The 15,799-nt window shown below is 57.8% G+C and carries 21 protein-coding genes and 1 tRNA gene; 7 read left to right on the plus strand and 15 right to left on the minus strand.

Features of this window, described 5'->3' with window-relative positions; genetic code table 11:
* The first annotated feature begins 285 nt into the window (after positions 1–285).
* Entirely contained in the window at positions 286–582 is a 297-nt protein-coding gene (locus tag LKE65_RS02800) for a hypothetical protein (protein WP_165926275.1), read from the plus strand.
* A 102-nt stretch (positions 583–684) separates the two neighbouring features.
* On the opposite strand, the gene LKE65_RS02805 is transcribed toward LKE65_RS02800, so the two are convergent.
* Positions 685–1,173 carry an endoglucanase gene (locus tag LKE65_RS02805; RefSeq protein WP_278740368.1) on the minus strand — a complete coding sequence of 163 codons (489 nt, stop codon included), beginning with the start codon at positions 1,171–1,173 and terminating at the stop codon, positions 685–687.
* Between the two features lie 89 nt (positions 1,174–1,262).
* The gene (gene ruvX, locus LKE65_RS02810) at positions 1,263–1,742 is read right to left on the minus strand and encodes a Holliday junction resolvase RuvX (RefSeq protein WP_086647107.1); all 480 of its coding nucleotides are present in this window, start codon (positions 1,740–1,742) and stop codon (positions 1,263–1,265) included.
* Between the two features lie 79 nt (positions 1,743–1,821).
* Here ruvX and gatC point away from each other — a divergent pair, with 79 nt between their 5' ends.
* The 4 genes from gatC (at position 1,822) to LKE65_RS02830 (ending at position 5,247) form a co-directional block, all read left to right on the plus strand.
* A complete protein-coding gene (gene gatC / locus LKE65_RS02815; RefSeq protein WP_025828657.1) occupies positions 1,822–2,109 on the plus strand; it encodes an Asp-tRNA(Asn)/Glu-tRNA(Gln) amidotransferase subunit GatC in 288 nt (95 codons plus the stop codon).
* Complete coding sequence (gene gatA, locus LKE65_RS02820; protein WP_278740369.1) at positions 2,109–3,596, plus strand: Asp-tRNA(Asn)/Glu-tRNA(Gln) amidotransferase subunit GatA; 1,488 nt, start codon at positions 2,109–2,111, stop codon at positions 3,594–3,596. Before gatC ends, gatA begins: the two co-directional genes overlap by 1 nt.
* A complete protein-coding gene (gatB, locus tag LKE65_RS02825) occupies positions 3,593–5,047 on the plus strand; it encodes an Asp-tRNA(Asn)/Glu-tRNA(Gln) amidotransferase subunit GatB (RefSeq protein ID WP_095350457.1) in 1,455 nt (484 codons plus the stop codon). The genes gatA and gatB overlap by 4 nt, the downstream gene beginning before the upstream one ends.
* A gap of 107 nt (positions 5,048–5,154) precedes the next feature.
* Positions 5,155–5,247, plus strand: a tRNA-Ser gene (locus tag LKE65_RS02830).
* Between the two features lie 562 nt (positions 5,248–5,809).
* Here the strand turns inward: LKE65_RS02830 and LKE65_RS02835 are convergent.
* From LKE65_RS02835 to LKE65_RS02885, 11 genes are all read right to left on the minus strand, one after another.
* Entirely contained in the window at positions 5,810–6,622 is an 813-nt protein-coding gene (locus tag LKE65_RS02835; RefSeq protein WP_278740371.1) for a hypothetical protein, read from the minus strand.
* A 1-nt stretch (position 6,623) separates the two neighbouring features.
* Positions 6,624–7,157, minus strand: a complete 534-nt coding sequence (locus LKE65_RS02840) for a hypothetical protein (protein ID WP_278740372.1) — start codon at positions 7,155–7,157, stop codon at positions 6,624–6,626.
* A 309-nt stretch (positions 7,158–7,466) separates the two neighbouring features.
* Positions 7,467–9,983, minus strand: coding sequence for a DUF927 domain-containing protein (locus tag LKE65_RS02845; protein WP_278740374.1), 2,517 nt, complete (start codon positions 9,981–9,983; stop codon positions 7,467–7,469).
* On the minus strand, positions 9,980–10,327 hold the full coding sequence (locus LKE65_RS02850) for a hypothetical protein (RefSeq protein ID WP_278740377.1): 348 nt from the start codon (positions 10,325–10,327) through the stop codon (positions 9,980–9,982). The genes LKE65_RS02845 and LKE65_RS02850 overlap by 4 nt, the downstream gene beginning before the upstream one ends.
* 136 nt (positions 10,328–10,463) lie before the next feature.
* Positions 10,464–10,676: a hypothetical protein gene (locus LKE65_RS02855; RefSeq protein WP_278740378.1), complete on the minus strand. Its 213-nt coding sequence runs from the start codon at positions 10,674–10,676 to the stop codon at positions 10,464–10,466.
* On the minus strand, positions 10,673–10,861 hold the full coding sequence (locus LKE65_RS02860) for a hypothetical protein (RefSeq protein ID WP_278740380.1): 189 nt from the start codon (positions 10,859–10,861) through the stop codon (positions 10,673–10,675). The genes LKE65_RS02855 and LKE65_RS02860 overlap by 4 nt, the downstream gene beginning before the upstream one ends.
* A gap of 599 nt (positions 10,862–11,460) precedes the next feature.
* Complete coding sequence (locus tag LKE65_RS02865) at positions 11,461–11,685, minus strand: hypothetical protein (protein WP_278740381.1); 225 nt, start codon at positions 11,683–11,685, stop codon at positions 11,461–11,463.
* Positions 11,682–11,942: a hypothetical protein gene (locus LKE65_RS02870; protein ID WP_278740382.1), complete on the minus strand. Its 261-nt coding sequence runs from the start codon at positions 11,940–11,942 to the stop codon at positions 11,682–11,684. The genes LKE65_RS02865 and LKE65_RS02870 overlap by 4 nt, the downstream gene beginning before the upstream one ends.
* Positions 11,939–12,208, minus strand: coding sequence for a hypothetical protein (locus LKE65_RS02875; RefSeq protein WP_278740383.1), 270 nt, complete (start codon positions 12,206–12,208; stop codon positions 11,939–11,941). Before LKE65_RS02875 ends, LKE65_RS02870 begins: the two co-directional genes overlap by 4 nt.
* Complete coding sequence (locus LKE65_RS02880) at positions 12,205–12,474, minus strand: hypothetical protein (RefSeq protein ID WP_278740384.1); 270 nt, start codon at positions 12,472–12,474, stop codon at positions 12,205–12,207. The genes LKE65_RS02875 and LKE65_RS02880 overlap by 4 nt, the downstream gene beginning before the upstream one ends.
* Positions 12,471–12,701: a hypothetical protein gene (locus LKE65_RS02885; RefSeq protein WP_278740385.1), complete on the minus strand. Its 231-nt coding sequence runs from the start codon at positions 12,699–12,701 to the stop codon at positions 12,471–12,473. Before LKE65_RS02885 ends, LKE65_RS02880 begins: the two co-directional genes overlap by 4 nt.
* Positions 12,702–13,044: 343 nt before the next feature.
* Here LKE65_RS02885 and LKE65_RS02890 point away from each other — a divergent pair, with 343 nt between their 5' ends.
* Positions 13,045–13,245, plus strand: a complete 201-nt coding sequence (locus LKE65_RS02890) for an XRE family transcriptional regulator (protein ID WP_278741743.1) — start codon at positions 13,045–13,047, stop codon at positions 13,243–13,245.
* A 135-nt stretch (positions 13,246–13,380) separates the two neighbouring features.
* Positions 13,381–14,460, plus strand: a complete 1,080-nt coding sequence (locus tag LKE65_RS02895) for an IS5 family transposase (protein WP_278740387.1) — start codon at positions 13,381–13,383, stop codon at positions 14,458–14,460.
* Positions 14,461–14,853: 393 nt separating this feature from the next.
* Here the strand turns inward: LKE65_RS02895 and LKE65_RS02900 are convergent, their stop codons facing one another.
* On the minus strand, positions 14,854–15,204 hold the full coding sequence (locus tag LKE65_RS02900; protein WP_278740388.1) for a hypothetical protein: 351 nt from the start codon (positions 15,202–15,204) through the stop codon (positions 14,854–14,856).
* Positions 15,205–15,208: 4 nt separating this feature from the next.
* Positions 15,209–15,721 carry an ImmA/IrrE family metallo-endopeptidase gene (locus LKE65_RS02905; RefSeq protein ID WP_278740390.1) on the minus strand — a complete coding sequence of 171 codons (513 nt, stop codon included), beginning with the start codon at positions 15,719–15,721 and terminating at the stop codon, positions 15,209–15,211.
* Between the last annotated feature and the right edge of the window lie 78 nt (positions 15,722–15,799).

Raw genomic sequence — 15,799 nt, forward strand, 5'->3', positions numbered from 1 at the left:
GGCCATGATTCTCCATTAGGTTAAAAAAGAATTTAAACCGATGGGGGTCACGCGCATGACCGCGTTTGCAGCCTACTGGCAGGCCGTAAAAACAGGGCTGGGCACGCTCCGCTCCGCGCACCGTACCTTCTGGCGGGTCCGTAACGCGGACCGATAACGCACGGACCGCACTCCGCCCTTAATGCTCCGCAGGGCAGGCATGGCGGATAAAGATTGACATCCCTTTCTCCCCGGATCGACAATACCCCGAGTTTTTAAAACCAGCTGATAAGCGAGGCATCCCTTATGTCTTCTTCCATTTCAAATCTGAGCGGCAGCAGTGCTGTGAGCAGCCTGTTTGGCACGTCTTCCTCCTCCAGCACGGCTTCTGGCTCTTCCGCTTCGGGGAGCAGCAACAGCAGCTCCTCCTCTTCTTCCTCTTCCACCACCACAAGCCAGACATTTAATGCCGATGGGTCCATTACAACCATCGTCAAGGATGCCAGCGGGGACATCCTTTCCAAAACCACAACGGGTGGTTCTTCCGGTTCGGCCTCCGATTCCGCACAGAACGACACCAGCGTGCTGGACACCTTCGCCTGATACGGGGCGGACAGTTCCGGCCTGCCGTGCAGAGTCCATAAAAAAACCCCGCCCTTTCCATTCCGGAGGGCGGGGTTTTTTACAGGCCAGAGTTATCCGGCCTTATTTTTTGTCATCATCCGTAAAGCCGTTACGAATATCGTGCCCGACGGCGGTGCTGGTGTTGCCGATTTTCTGGCCCGTGCGTTCGCCCCACTTGCCTACGTCATGCGCTGCATCGGTGGTGCCGGTTTTGGTTTTGTCCCAAGCTTTTTCGGTCCCGGACTTGGTCTTGTCCCAAGCCTTTTCCGTGCCAGATTTGGTTTTATCCCATACCTTGTCCGTACCGGCTTTGGTCTTGTCCCAAGCCTTGTCGGTGCCAGCCTTGGTTTTGTCCCAGGCTTCGGTTGTGCCTTCTTTTGTCTTGTCCCATGCCTCGGTCGTGCCGGACTTAGTTTTATCCCACGCCTTTTCCGTTCCCTGACGGGTGGAGTTCCATGCTTTTGTCAGAGTGCCTTCTTCCGCATGCACAGGGGCTGCGGGCAGGCTTACAGCAAATACGGCGGCACCCACCATGGTCATTAAAGCGGTAGCAAACGACTGCTTGGTCATTGGGTATTCCTTCTCAAATATCTTGTAACGTCTCTTGTATGCCTAGGTTTGCGGACCATTTGTGGCAAATGTAAGCCCCTAATCTGGAATCAGAAAGGCGTGATGGCGCTGGGCATGCTGTCCAGCGCTGCCTGCAAAATATAGGCGGCGGCCAGTTTATCCACCGCTTCCGCCCGCTTGGCGCGGGACAGATCGGCCTCCTGTATGAGCATCCGGTTAACCGCGGAGGAGGACAGGCGCTCGTCCCACAGGCAGGTAGGCAGGCCGGTCTGGGCCGACAGGTCCATGGCCCAGTCCCGGCTGGCCTGCGCCGCCGGACCAAACGACCCGTCGAGCGAGAGAGGCACCCCCACAACCAGCCCCGCCACCCCATGCTCCTGCGCAACAGCACGGATAAAGGTAGCCATCTGCCCCAGCTTGCCGCGCTTTACGGTCTGGAAGGGGGAGGCCACCATGCGGGATACATCGGACAGCGCCAGCCCCACCTGTTTGCGCCCGGGATCTATGCCCAGAAGGCGGGCATGTCTGGGCAGGGTGGCAGCTAATTGGGGAAGAGTGAGAAGAGTCATGCCCATGGTATGTTGCCTTCCGCGTGATTATGCTAGGTACAATTCTCTATTCAGACTGAAGAAAGAGGGGCCCACTCTCATGTCGCTAGACCTTGCGACCACCCGACGCATCGCAAAACTGGCCCGTATAGGGCTTGAGGAAAACGAGCTGGAGGCCACGCGCCAGAAGCTTAATGGCATTCTGGGCTGGATTGACCAGCTTGCCGAAGTGGATGTTACCGGTGTGCCGCCCATGGTGGGAACAGAAACCGAAACCCTGCGCCAGCGTGAAGACAAGGTGACCGACGGCAACTGCCGCGATGCCCTGCTGGCCTGCGCGCCCGAAACATCTGGCCCCTTTTATACCGTACCCAAGGTGGTGGAATAATGCTGACCGGTCTAACCCTAACCGAAGCCCGCGCCGGGCTTGCCGCCCGCAAGTTTTCCGCGCGGGAGCTGGCACAGGCTCACCTGGACGCCATTGGCCGCCTGAACACCGCCCTTAACGCCTACATTACCGTTCTGCCCGAAGCCGATGTACTGGCCAGTGCTGACGCCGCAGATGCCCGCTACGCAGCCGGCACGGCCGGTATTATGGACGGCCTGCCCATTGGCGTAAAAGACCTGTTCTGCACCAAGGGCGTGCGCACCACGGCTGCAAGCAAGATGCTGGCCGACTTTGTGCCCCCCTATGAGAGCACGGTCACCGCCAATCTGCTGAACGCAGGCGCGGTGTTCCTTGGCAAGACCAATCTGGACGAGTTCGCCATGGGCTCGGCCAACATCAATTCCGCCTTTGGCCCGGCCACAAACCCGTGGAAGCGCAAAGGGGACGAGGCCACCGCCCTTGTGCCCGGCGGCTCCTCCGGCGGGTCCTCCGCTGCGGTTGCCGCAGGCATGGCGCTGGCCGCAACGGGCACGGATACAGGCGGCTCCATCCGCCAGCCCGCAGCCTATTGCGGTATTGTTGGCCTTAAACCCACTTACGGCCGGTGCAGCCGCTGGGGCACCATTGCCTTTGCCAGCTCGCTCGACCAAGCTGGCCCCATGACCCGCAGCGTGGCCGATGCCGGGCTGATGCTGGAAGCCATGGCAGGTTTTGACGCCAAGGACAGCACAAGCTCCAACCGCTCCGTGCCCGCATTCCACAAAGCCGTGGGCAAAAGCGTTAAGGGCCTGCGCGTGGGCATTCCCGCGGAATACCGCGCACCCGGCCTGCCAGCCGAAATTGTGGCCATGTGGGAACAGGGCATTGCATGGCTGAAGGCCGCAGGCTGCGAAGTGGTGGATGTCTCCCTCCCCCATACGCGCTACGGGCTGACCACCTACTACATTATTGCCCCGGCTGAATGCTCCTCCAACCTTGCGCGGTATGATGGCATCCGCTTTGGCCTGCGCAAGGACGCCCCCTCGCTGGATGGTGTGTATGAAGCCACCCGTGCCGCAGGCTTTGGGCAGGAAGTGCGTAACCGTATTCTGATGGGCACGTATGTTCTGTCCGCCGGATATTACGATGCGTATTACCTGAAGGCGCAGAAGGTCCGCACCCTGATCAAGCGTGACTTTGAAAACGCGTTTGAAAACGTGGACGTGCTGCTGACCCCCACCGCCCCGTCCGCCGCCTTTGCACAGGGCGAAAACATGGACGACCCGGTGCAGATGTACCTCAACGACATCTTTACCGTGCCCGCCAGCATGGCCGGCGTGCCCGCACTTTCCGTGCCCGTAGGGCTGAACGATGCCGGGCTGCCGCTGGGGCTACAGGTTATTGGCAAGCATTTTGATGAAGAAACCGTGCTGTCCATTGGCGGCGCGCTGGAAGCGGCGGCAGGCTTTACGCACACGCCATCCGTCCATGCGGGAGCAGGCGCATGAGCTACACGATTGAAGGCCGCACCGGCACGTGGGAAATTGTGGTCGGGCTGGAAGTCCACGCACAGGTTATCAGCCATTCCAAGCTGTTCTCCGGTGCGTCCACCACCTTTGGGGGGGACCCCAACACACAGGTCAGTCTGGTGGATGCCGCATTCCCCGGCATGCTGCCCGTCATCAACCACGAATGTGTGGCGCAGGCCATTCGCACAGGGCTGGGGCTTAACGCGCAGATCAACCTGTTCAGCCGGTTTGACCGCAAGAACTACTTCTACGCCGATCTGCCGCAGGGCTACCAGATCAGCCAGTTCGAGCACCCCATTGTGGGCAAGGGCACCATCAGCATCGAACTGCAAAACGGGGATGTGCGCGAAATCGGCATTACCCGCCTGCACCTTGAGCAGGATGCGGGGAAGCTGCTGCACGATCAGGACCCCACAAAGTCCTTTGTGGACCTCAACCGCTCCGGCGTGGCGCTGATGGAAATCGTGAGCGAGCCTGACATCCGTGAGCCCGAAGAAGCCGGGGCCTACCTGCGCAAGCTGCGCCAGATCCTGCGTTACCTCGGCACCTGCGATGGCAACATGGAAGAAGGCTCCATGCGTGCTGACGTCAACGTATCGGTCCGCAAGGCGGGGGAACCCTTCCGCACGCGCTGCGAGATCAAGAACGTCAACTCCATCCGCTTTGTCATGCAGGCCATTGAGGTGGAAGCCGCCCGCCAGGTGGAAATCTGGGAAAACGGGGGCGAGGTGGATCAGGAAACCCGCCTGTTCGACCCCGGCCGGGGCGAAACCCGGACCATGCGCTCCAAGGAAGATGCGCATGACTACCGCTACTTCCCCGACCCCGACCTGCTGCCGCTGGTGCTGGAACAGGCATGGGTGGACGAACTGGCCACCAAACTGCCCGAACTGCCCGATGCCAAACGCGCGCGCTTTCAGGCCGAATACGGCATTGCCTTTTACGATGCCGGGGTGCTGATAGCCGAACAGGCCGTAGCCGACTATTACGAGGCCGTGGCCCGTGGGCGGGACGGCAAGCTGGCAGCTACGTGGGTTATGGGCGACCTGTTTGCCGCCCTCAACCGCACCAGCAACACGATTGAGACCAGCCCGGTCAGTGCGGATGCACTGGGCAAGATGCTGGACCTGATTGCGGACAAGACCATTAACGGCAAAATTGCCAAGGAGGTCTTTGAAGACATGGTGGAAACGGGTGAAAGCCCCGATGCCATCGTGGAAAAGAAGGGCCTGCGGCAGGTTACCGATACGGGTGCGATTGATGCGGCCATTACCGCCGTGCTGGAAAAACACCCCGACAAACTGGCCGAATACCGCTCCGGCAAAGACAAGCTGTTCGGCTTTTTTGTGGGGCAGGTCATGAAGGAAACCAAGGGCAAGGCCAACCCGGCCATGGTGAACGAAGCCCTGAAGACCCATCTGGACGCGTAAAAACGACCAGATAAAAAATAACACCAAATTACGCATCAGGGGGTTTGACGGAACGCGCCAAACCCCCTAAAAGCAGCGATGCAAACGTCGTGTCTGCACTCTTCGGCGGAGGGGTGGCCGAGAGGCTGAAGGCGGCGGTTTGCTAAACCGTTATACGATGTCAAGTCGTATCGAGGGTTCGAATCCCTTCCCCTCCGCCAAAGCCTTCCAAAAATCACAATAAAAACAACGGCTTAACGGTTTTCTTGTAATCGTTACCCCCCTTATTCCCCATCTTAAAACGAACGCTAGGCCTGCCATGAGCTCTGCCAGCATACCTTTTCCGCGCAATACGCGCGGGCACGCACACACGCGAGGATTTCCGCAGCAAGTGCGCGCATGCACGCACGCGAGCGCTTAGGGGCGTCCCCCTGTTTTTCTTGATGTAACCAGCCAGTTCCTTTGTTTGTCCTGCCGGAAGTCCAGAGCACTTTCACCCCCGAATGAGAGCGCTCTTGTCACGATACGCAGCTCTCTCAGATCATGCCGGAACACCTGTTCTGGGTCCGCAGGCAAAGCGGCCCCCTCCGGCCATAGAACTTCCTGAGCAACACTGAATGGGAATGCAGTCTTTTCACCGTGCCGCCAAAAACACGAGGCTAACGCCCTCATAGCTGGAGAAAGCACTATGCTCCCAGCCGGGCCTGTCATGCGGCCCGTTGTCATGTCGAACGATATGGGGGCGATGATCTTGGGGGATGTGGCCATGGCTTTTCCTCCGCTTCAGACCGACCTTACCGCCCGGCCCGTCAGGCGGAACCAGTGGCGGAGGGAAGCATCAAGCATGAGGTCTGTTTTCTGATCCATTTCGTCCTCTCCCTCTCCTTGCGCCCGCCATGCCTCTGCCCCCGCCTCAAGGGCCGCCGTAAGGCCGCGCTGGAACAGTTCATCCGTACTTCCTTTGCTGTAATGGTAATCAGCAACCAAAATACCGAACTGCGCAGGTGACAGGCTGCCTGCACCCGGGCCCTGTGTCTCGTCTCCATACAGTTCGGCCAGCTTCGCACAGGCTGCCTCTGTTGCTGCCCGCATGTTTTTCTTTACGTCATGCGGCGGCATTGCCCCCTTAGCTTCAATATCCGCGAACATACGCGCCAGCTTATGGGTGATGCCTTCAACGGCCACGCCAAGAGGCAAGCCCGCCTCATGCGCAAAGATGGCAGCCATCCGCCCCATGCCGGGTATATTCACCCAGCCTTTGCCATCCATTTCCATCCGGTCTCCCTCATCCAGAGAGGCAAAGACCCGATCAGCAGCCACCTCAGCACTCCCTTCCAATACCCTGCCATCTTTCACCGGCCAGTCATGGATGGCCGCAAGGCGCTGGCAGAACTGGCGGGCGTGCAGATCGTTCATTTCACACGCCAGAGGGCAATCCGTGCCGTCCGTGAAAACTACGGAGGGAAGGAATGCGGCCATGCTGTCTTTATTCAGGACAGGGCGCATCCACAGGCACCGTACGGACTGTGGGGCCAGCGTGGCGGGGTCGGCAATAATGCCGGGTATTGCGGATGCTGTTGTGTAAAGCGCGGCCATGTCAGGCTGCTCCTTTGTCCTGGGGTTCAAAGATTATTTCGGGGTAGTCGGCAGGCAGGGGCGGGCCACCGCCTATCATGTCGCATGGGCGCGGGTCGGCTCGATCATGGGGGTAAGTGGCAACAAAGCGCCGCTGCCTGTCGTCCCACGCCCACCCCTGTTTTTTCAGCCATGCCGGGCTTGGGTTGCCAAACAGGTGCAGCTTGCCGGTGGCGGCGTCTTTGCGGATGCCTGAGCGTTCCGAGATGATGCTGGCGGATAAAGGCCCCGCTAGGGCTGCCCGATCACTAAGCCGAGCGATGATGGCTGACCGGTTCTCTTTCAGCATAGCCAGCAGGGAAGGCGTGAGTGCCGCGCTGTTGGCTCGGATAACGGGCTGGCAGTCCACAAGATCAATCCGGCACCCCAGACGCTCCACCTCACTGAGTAGATCATCCACAGACGGAGGGGGCGCGGCAGAGCGAGGCCCGGCCTGCACATCGGCTTTCCCGCCGTCATGCTGGCTGAACAGATCAAGAAGGGCGTGGCTCACCATGTCAGCGCCCTCCGGGTGTCGTTAAATGCGGTGTTCCACGTGTTCCGGGTGTTCCACCCCATAGAAAGCGCAGTTTCCGGCCAATTCCTTACGGCAGAATTGGAACACCTACTCTCTTTGCAAGGTGTTCCGGGTGTTCCATGAGGGAGGACGGCGCGCTTGCCGGAACACTTGGAACACCAGAGAGATTTCCCGGTGTTCCAGTGTACACCAAGATAAACCGACTGTTTTCCGCCATTTTCCGCACAGCGGAACACCGGAACACCCGGAACACCGGAGTAATGAGCGCTTAGTTCCACAGAAGAGCCGTTAAGCATTGTCGCCCCCCATGATCGTGCTACTCACGACATAGACGCGCGCCTTTCCGATATTGGGCAGGCGCACGGATTGAGACATTTTCCCGGACTGGTCAGGCAGCAGATAGCCAGAGGCACGCAGGGCTTGCGCGGCTCTCTTGGCGTCAATTCCCTTGCAAACCTCTTTCCTCCATGTCTCGGGCAGGACCAGATATTCCCAACGCCCTCCATCTGGCGTTTCTGTCAGCCGCCGGAACCCGGCCCGGTAGTTTGTGCGGGTATGGGGGTTTTCCCCCTCATCATCAGGGCTACCCAGAAGGGTAAAGCGGCTCTCTCCGTGTTCCTCTATGAAGGCGCGGACCTGCTCTATGGCTTCGCGGTCTTCTGCGGCCTGTGTCCCGCCGCGATCTTCCAGCCATGCCTGAAAGCAGACCTTAGCCGCATTTATGGACTCGCCATGCTTCCAAGGCAGCACACCGTAAGCCGTTGCGACTTCGCCAGCGGCAGCCACAAGGCCAAAGCGGCGCACCACAGAGCGCACCTGCCCGTCCACAGGGCCGCCGGGCAGGCAATCGACCTCAAAGCTGCCCACCATCCCTTTTATGCCTGAGGACAACCCTGCCTCGTCCTCCGCCCGATCTTTCACAAGAGCTTCAAGATAGGCATGGCTGGCAGTTCCATAACTGGTACGGGCTGCGTTGCGGATATGGTCGGCCAGATCACCGGCGGAGGGCATACCATGCAGGGCCTCAAACAGACCCATCCCGGCCCCTGCATCTGCTGGGATATTGACCAGGCGTACTTCCTGCCCCGCCATTGCGCGGCGTCCGGCCTCGCCCATCTTGGTTGCAAGCGTGACCTCGCCCGTGGATAGGAACAAAGAACGCCATGTCTTGCGTGTGCGGGCCTCTCCATTACGCCCCGCCCGCTGCTTGCCGGTGTTGTTGGCCAGCATATAGGTAATGTCCCCGACTTCCCGGCTGTCGGCCTGCCCCATCTCATCCAGAATAAGCAGGGTATCGGAGGTTTCCGCAGCAATGCCCTCCGTGCCGTTCGTGGTGCCACGCCATGACCGCACCTGTCCGTCACGGTCGCCCTTGCCCCAGACGGAGCCCGCCGCGTACAGGGAGGTGGATTTGCCAGACTGGCTTTTGCCTACGATGTGGAAACCCCCGGACTGCTCGCCCATAATATCCAGAAGGGGACCGCAGAACGCTACTGAGAGGGCAAAAGCCAAGCGGCTATTGCCCACCGCATAGGCTGCAATTTCGCGCTTCCAGTCCTCCAACGCCCCTGCCGTTGCATATTCAGCGCCAGAGGCGGCCCGTGTAGTCTGGAAAGCCACGGCCCTGCGTCCGATCCCCAGCGTTGTGCCATTGGGCAGTACAAAGACCGGCCCCTGCTCCGTCTTGTGCCATCCTCCAGTGCTCACGCACCGAAGGCGGATTTTTGTATGAACGGATGCAATGAACTGGCGGAGGAGCCGGGTTGCAGAAATGGAGCAGTTCAGGCCTGCATCTTCCAACTCCCCGGCGATCTCTTTGCCTTCACCATGCGCCATCTTTTTGGGGATGGCCCACTGGTGACGCCGCCGGTCCTGATCCAGCCAGCTTATAAGCACTCCCCAGCCAGTCCCGCCCTCATCGCGCGTTTCGGCCATCACCTCAAAAGGGGCGGATACCCATATGGGCATGGGCAACGTGTCACCTGTTGCATCTGGGGTGAAATACAGCCCGCGCGGTGTCATGCGATAACCGGGGGGCATTTTTACGTTGGCCTCTGCCTGCGGTGCGGTGTCCAACAGGGCGCGGAGGGTGTCGGCGGCATCTGCTTCGCTTGCCATGCTTTCCGGCAATGGGTCGGCAACATCCCATCCAGCGGGCAGAGCATCAGGCAGTTTCACCGCTCGTACGGAACGCGCTCCAGCATCGCGGGCCGCTTCAATGGCAGCTTGGGCATATTTCTCCCCCGGTTCGTCATTGTCAGGCCAGATCGTGACATCCCGGCCAGACAGCGGCGACCAGTCGGCACTTGTGGCGGACGTGCTCCCGCCGGAGGTAATCACAGCGTAGTCAGGAAAAAGCGAAGCCCCGGCATCAGCCGCTTTCTCGCCTTCTACCAGTAGCACGGGTGCATCTGAATGCGCCGCCAGCCGGTCCAGACCATACAGAGGCAGGGGTTTGGCAGGCTGCTTCCAGTGCCACCCCGTTACATCATGCCGCCGGTTGTGCTTATCCATCCAGACACGGCGGCCATAAGTCAGTGGTCGCACTTCTTTGGCTATAGGACCGCCTTGGCTGATGCTGTCGTACCGGAAACGCGCAAAAAGAGGCTGCCCCTCCGCATTGCGGTAAACCCACATAGCCTGTGCGCCAGAGGGTATTTCCGGCTCGGAGGGGGCTGGAACAACAGGCTCCCACTCCTCTTTGAAGGCGCTCATGTTGACCGGGGCAGAGGTTTTCTCCGCTTCCGTCAGGGGGGCGAACAGGTCTGGCGTTTGGGTGCAGGGCTCGGATGAAAGCGTGCTCATGCTCCAGCACCTTTCAGGCCCAGCATTTTGGCCAGTTCCTGTGCGGCTTCGTACTGGGTGATGCTGGCCAAATAGGCGGCAAGAGAGATCACATCCCCGCCGCGTGCATCTGCCTGGGCGAAGTCTGCCCAGCGCCCCGTGTTCAGGTTCACACTGAAAGAGCCGGGCTGCCTGTCTCCCCTTTTGGGATTCCGGGCGACCCATTCATGCCCCTGCTTTTTCCCGTCTGGCAGCCACCGCCCCAGCAGGGCCGGAAGCGCGGCAAGGGCGACCCGGTTGATTGTCTGGAAGTCTATTGGCCCCGTGCGTACAGAGTCGGGGCGTAGCGGGTTTTTAACCGTCATGGTCATTTAGTCCTGCAATCAGGACCAAGCGCCATTTCCATTGGACGAGATCACGCCGCATTCTGTATAAGGAGATAGCGATTACTTCTTGTACAGAACACGGAACGGCCACCCTCAGAAATGACGGGTGGCCGTTTTATTTCGTGATGATCTCAGCGTCAGGCAAGGACTCAATCCATGCCATACCAACCCGGAAATCTATGACCGTTTTGCGTCCAATTTTCTTGGCCTTCAAAACGCCCTCACCCAGCTTGCGGTACGTGTCCGTGCGGGACATGCCTGTGCGGGCGAGCCATGCCTCCATAGAGACGTAATGAGGGGCGTCCTGATTATGATCTGCTGTGCTCATGGTGGCTGCCCCTCATACCACGGAGGCGGAGGGCCAACGGCCACCAAGCGGCAGGCGGTCAGCAACAACGGGCAGATCAGACCGACGCACAAAATAGGCCCGGCCCCTCCGTTCAGCAGGGATACGGCCTGCTGCGGCATATCCATAAGCCGTGGACGGCGCGTAACAGTGCGCATTGGCGTCACGCGCCAAGCGTTCCCTATTCAGTACGGCAAGCGCTTCTGTGAGAGATAGAAAATCTTTGTGTTCTGCGGCCATGTTTCACTCGTCCGGCTGGTTGATGGGTGCCGAACGGAACGAAGGTTTAGCTGAGCTATGCATTAAAAAATGGGATAACCCCCACCTTAACACTTTATCTCAGCAAGCAGGTACATGTAAGAAAAGGTTACAAGCCGCTCTCAAAAGGCTTTGTGTCCTTGCTTACACGCTCCGGTTCAACCACCGTACCGTCCAGCAATGACGCTTAATCCTCGGAAAAGCCACTCTGGGCGTTGGCGCGCCTTGGGTGGCTTTTCTTTTGGACGGCCCGCCACTCAACCAGTAAAGCAGCAGGCCCGCGTCGTATTCACTCTGTTCTCTTCTCTCTATGTAGCAGCGATGCACGCGCGTGGGAAAGGCATTATATCTTCGTTTTCGTTTTTTTTGGCGTACACAGCACCTTTGCCGTGTGTTGGGTGCCCTCACACATGAGATGTGACAAAAAGTCACATACAAGCTTCTGGTGGGATTTTAGGGCATATCTGTCGCGCCAGTGCGACACCCTCCCCAACCATATTGCGCGCGCTCACGACAGTTCCTCATCAATCAAAGCGCACCGGCGCTCGATCTCAGCACTCAGCCATTCAAGGGCATGCCCCACCCCATCCGGCAGCCGTCTAGGGGCATTGGGGTTCATCATCAGATCCCCGCCTATGGCGCCAAGGCAGATAGAAATGGCGCTGAGGTCCTGACTGGCGGCTAGGATAAGATCGCGCTTATCCGGCGTTGCCTCTGGCGTTTTGCAGGTCATGCTTTTGCCCCCACGTAAGCCAGCACATCGTGCGCCAAGCTGGCCTCCATGCTGGTGGGATCATCAGAAGTCAGCAGGACCAGCCGGGCCTTGCATTGCAGGTCTTTGAGGGTGGTGGCCCTTGCCTTCTGCACTCTGCGATAGGCGCGGACAAATCTCCGACTATGCTGGAGACCATCGTTAAAGGTCGCCTCTTTCCAGCAGCAACGGTCAGAGCTGAGGGCGGCAATGGTTGCCGTCTGTATGGGGCTGGTCATGCGCACCCTCCGTGGTGTCGGGACATATAAAGATCAAACAGCCGGGCCTTGGCTGAAATGGTGAAGGCGCTGCAGTAATGCTCAACCAGCGGTGTGCCGCCCCGCTCTGTCATGGTTTTGCCCAGAGCGTCCGCCTCCTGCGGCACAAGCTGAACAGCCCGGGACATGGGCAGGCCATCAACGCCCCACACGGACTCGGCCCATGCCTTCCCGTGTTTAATCGGGTCAGACACACCGAAGACGGCCCACGCTTCATCTGGGGTCATGGACGCGCTCCCTCTTGCATCATGTATCGGGGGGCATCCTTTTGTCCGGTATGGGCGGACAGTAGATCGAGTTGGTCTTGCAAGCGCAGGCTCAACCAGTGCAGGGCATCGGGCTCAGCCATTTCGCGCGATGGGTTAAGACCTTTAGCAGTCACTTCCACCACAAGAGCAGACAGCATCTGGGCCGTGTGCAGTATGGTGTCTGTGTCTCGGAGATTAAGCACTGCGTCATGCTCAAACCCGGTAAGGGGGAATATACTTGTCATGCCCCAGCCTCCGCGTGCTTGGCGTCTTCTGCGGCCACGTCTGCGCCATGCCGGATATAAGCCGACAGGAACAGGGCCACCCCTCCGCACAGGTCTGCGTCCCCGCTATCGGGGCCGCCTGCCTTGTTGCTGAGGTAATCGGTCAGGGCGTCACAGATCACGGCAACGCGGCGTTGGTGGTCGGCCTGCCAGTTCAGGCCATAGGCTGCGCGCTCCAGAGGGGTCATTGTGCCACCCCCTGCGCATGTACGGCCCGGCCCGATATGACCGGATCAGGCGTTGCCAGCCCCAGCAGGGCCAGCGCAACCAAGGCCGGGGCCATGAGAGCGGGAAGCCTTGTACATACGATGTGGAATGCCCATGTGCTTATGGGCGTGCTATAGGCACGGTTAGCCATTGCCGAAACTCCGCTTCGGTTGTGGTTAGGCCGGGCGCGGGAGCTTCCACCTTCCCGTCCGGCCACCTTGCCAAGAAACGCAAGGTTGCTACACTGTCCACAAGTTTTGCCTCTTGGTCAACCCAATATCGACACGGTGTAGCGAAGTTTATATGACCCCAGAACAGTGCAGGATGGCCCGCGCGGGCCTTAATCTAGGTGTGCGGGATTTGGCCGGGCTTGCGCAGGTCTCTACCAACACCATTACTAGGCTTGAACGCGGAGAATCACTTTACCCCCGTACGATCGAAGCCATTCGCACAGCTCTAGAGACCGCAGGCGTGGAGTTCATTGCTGAAAACGGTGGTGGGGCTGGGGTCAGGTTGAAACGATAAATTTGCAAACTTGCGCAAATTCGCAAGTTTTGCCATTGAACCCACTTTTGAATCTGGAGGGTTCGAAAAACCCTCTGGTTTTGGGCCTCTCTGTGTGATTCCATTCCCTCTGCGTTGATTTGGGGGGTATGGAAGATGAAGCAGTTGGGTTTCTTTGATGTTGAAGAGCGGCTTGCCCGGTTGAGCGGGCTGGGTGACCAGCTTGAAGCGTTTTCCCGGACTGTGGATTTTGAAGTCTTCCGTTCTGATCTGAACAAGGCTCTGGCCTATTCAGACGGCAGCAAAGGCGGTCGTCCTCCGTTTGATCCGGTGCTGATGTTCAAAATTCTGGTCATCCAGACGCTGAACAATTTGTCCGACGAACGGACGGAATACCTGATCAACGACCGCCTGTCCTTCATGCGCTTCCTTGGTCTAGGGCTGTCTGACCGCGTGCCTGATGCCAGGACCGTCTGGCTGTTCCGGGAACGTCTGACACAGGCGGGAGCAATTGATGTTTTGTTCAACCGCTTTGATGCGACCCTGCGGAATGCCGGTTATCTCCCCATGTCAGGCCAGATCCTGGACGCGACACTGGTAGCGGCCCCGAAGCAGCGCAATACCAATGAGGAGAAGGCCGATCTGCGGGAAGGACGGATCCCACAGGATTGGCAGGACAAGCCGTCAAAGCTGTCCCATAAAGATCGTCATGCGCGATGGACGCTGAAGTTCACCAAAGCAAAGCGTCAGGATGACGGGACGATCCCGTCTACGGATCTCGCCATCCCTTTCTTTGGCTATAAATCGCATATTTCCATCGACCGGAAATTTCGGCTGATCCGCAAATGGAAAACGACGGATGCCGCTGCCAGCGATGGTGCCAGACTACGTGAGGGGCTTCTTGATCGCAGCAATACGGCGTCTGATGTCTGGGCAGATACAGCCTACCGCTCAAAAGCCAATGAGAACTTCATGGAAAAGCATGGCTTTGTCTCGAAGGTTCACAGGAAAAAGCCTCATCTCAAGCCCATGCCACGACATATCCAGAAATCGAATGCAGGAAAATCCGTTATCCGGTCGCGTGTCGAGCATGTCTTTGCCGATCAGAAATCGCAGACAGGACTGTTCATACGAACTGTTGGCATAACGCGAGCCACCATGAGGATCGGGCTGGCCAATATCGTCTATAATATGCGTCGCTTTCTCCTCCTGGAGCGGATTAACGCGATCGCGTAGCAATCCAGGGCATGAGACCCTCACTCTGCTCAATACACAGAGTGAAAATCAGGTCCACGAACCAGCAATCAACTCGCTAAAAACCTGAAATCAGGCAAAAGGGAAATCAATCAACGGTTCTTCGAACCCTCCAGATTATTGAGCGGCAGGAACAATGCATTCGAGAGTTACGGACTAGCTGTATCTAGGGGCTGGATCATCAGCAAGAACTGCTCCGTGATGTGACAGAGCACATTGTCGGGCAATTGGAGGTAAAACATGGAAAGCCGTTACTTGCGGCATTACTCAGAACTGTTTGTCATCCGTAAAAAATTAAAGAGAAAAGGGATTCCGGATTCGCCCTGAAGGGGTTTTATTTGAGACCGCCCTGTGACTCAGCCCTGCAACTGTAGATTATTTGCCAGAAGAAAACAGAAATTTTACAGCTATATATCCCATTCCTACGATTTGAAGAAATGTTTCTACCGTCACGGAAGTAATAAACCACCTGTATTTTGTGTAGTCTAAATATCCTATCCCTATAAACAACGCCAAGCTGCAATTGAAAATAATCAAAACAGATATCCATGCGATAATACACCAAGACCATATCGAACGCATGAAGAAAAATTTTGCGCGTCCCTCTACCTCAACAGTTTCACGACGCGCATCAGATAACTCGTGACCTTTGCCTCTATCCCGTTCTTTTCTGTCGTCATCTAGGCCACTCTTTGCAGCATTGAGATCAAAGGGTTTAACTTGCATCCGATTATCGGCGCCACCAGCCAGTTCTTACTCGCGAAAGCTGGCTCACCCTGTGACGCATAGCGGCATCGGATACTGCGAACATACGAGCCATTTCTGGGATCGATGCGACTTCCATGTATTTGCGCACCATTGTTTCAGGCATCAAAAGATTGGCCGCAAAAACATCTGCTTCTTTTTCAACATCTGGCTTGCGGTCTGCGTAATCATCGCGTCTTGGCAGCGTCAGATAATTCTGAGACGCCGCATAATCCTGATGCAAAATGAAATGCCCCAGCTCATGCGCAATCGTAAAAATCTTCCGCGTGGGTGAAATTTCTTTATTCACCACTATCTCACGACTTTTAATATCCAAGTAGCCAGAAAGATTGTTTGAAACCGCAGGCTTAAAGCGCGCATATAACACGTCCACTCCCTCACCCTCAGCTATAATTTCAGGGTCAACAGGGGGGGTCTCAAAATAATATCGCGCAACCAGACGGTTTGCTTCCCTAATGGCGCGGTCATAATCTGGCATGATTTTCCTCCGGCTAGGGTTGCATCAAAAACAAAAGCTCTACGGCAAACAGCCACAAAACGCGGCTTACAAGCATCA

Origin of the sequence: Acetobacter fabarum, assembly GCF_022483405.1 — a bacterium.
GTDB classification, from domain to species: Bacteria; Pseudomonadota; Alphaproteobacteria; order Acetobacterales; family Acetobacteraceae; genus Acetobacter; species Acetobacter fabarum.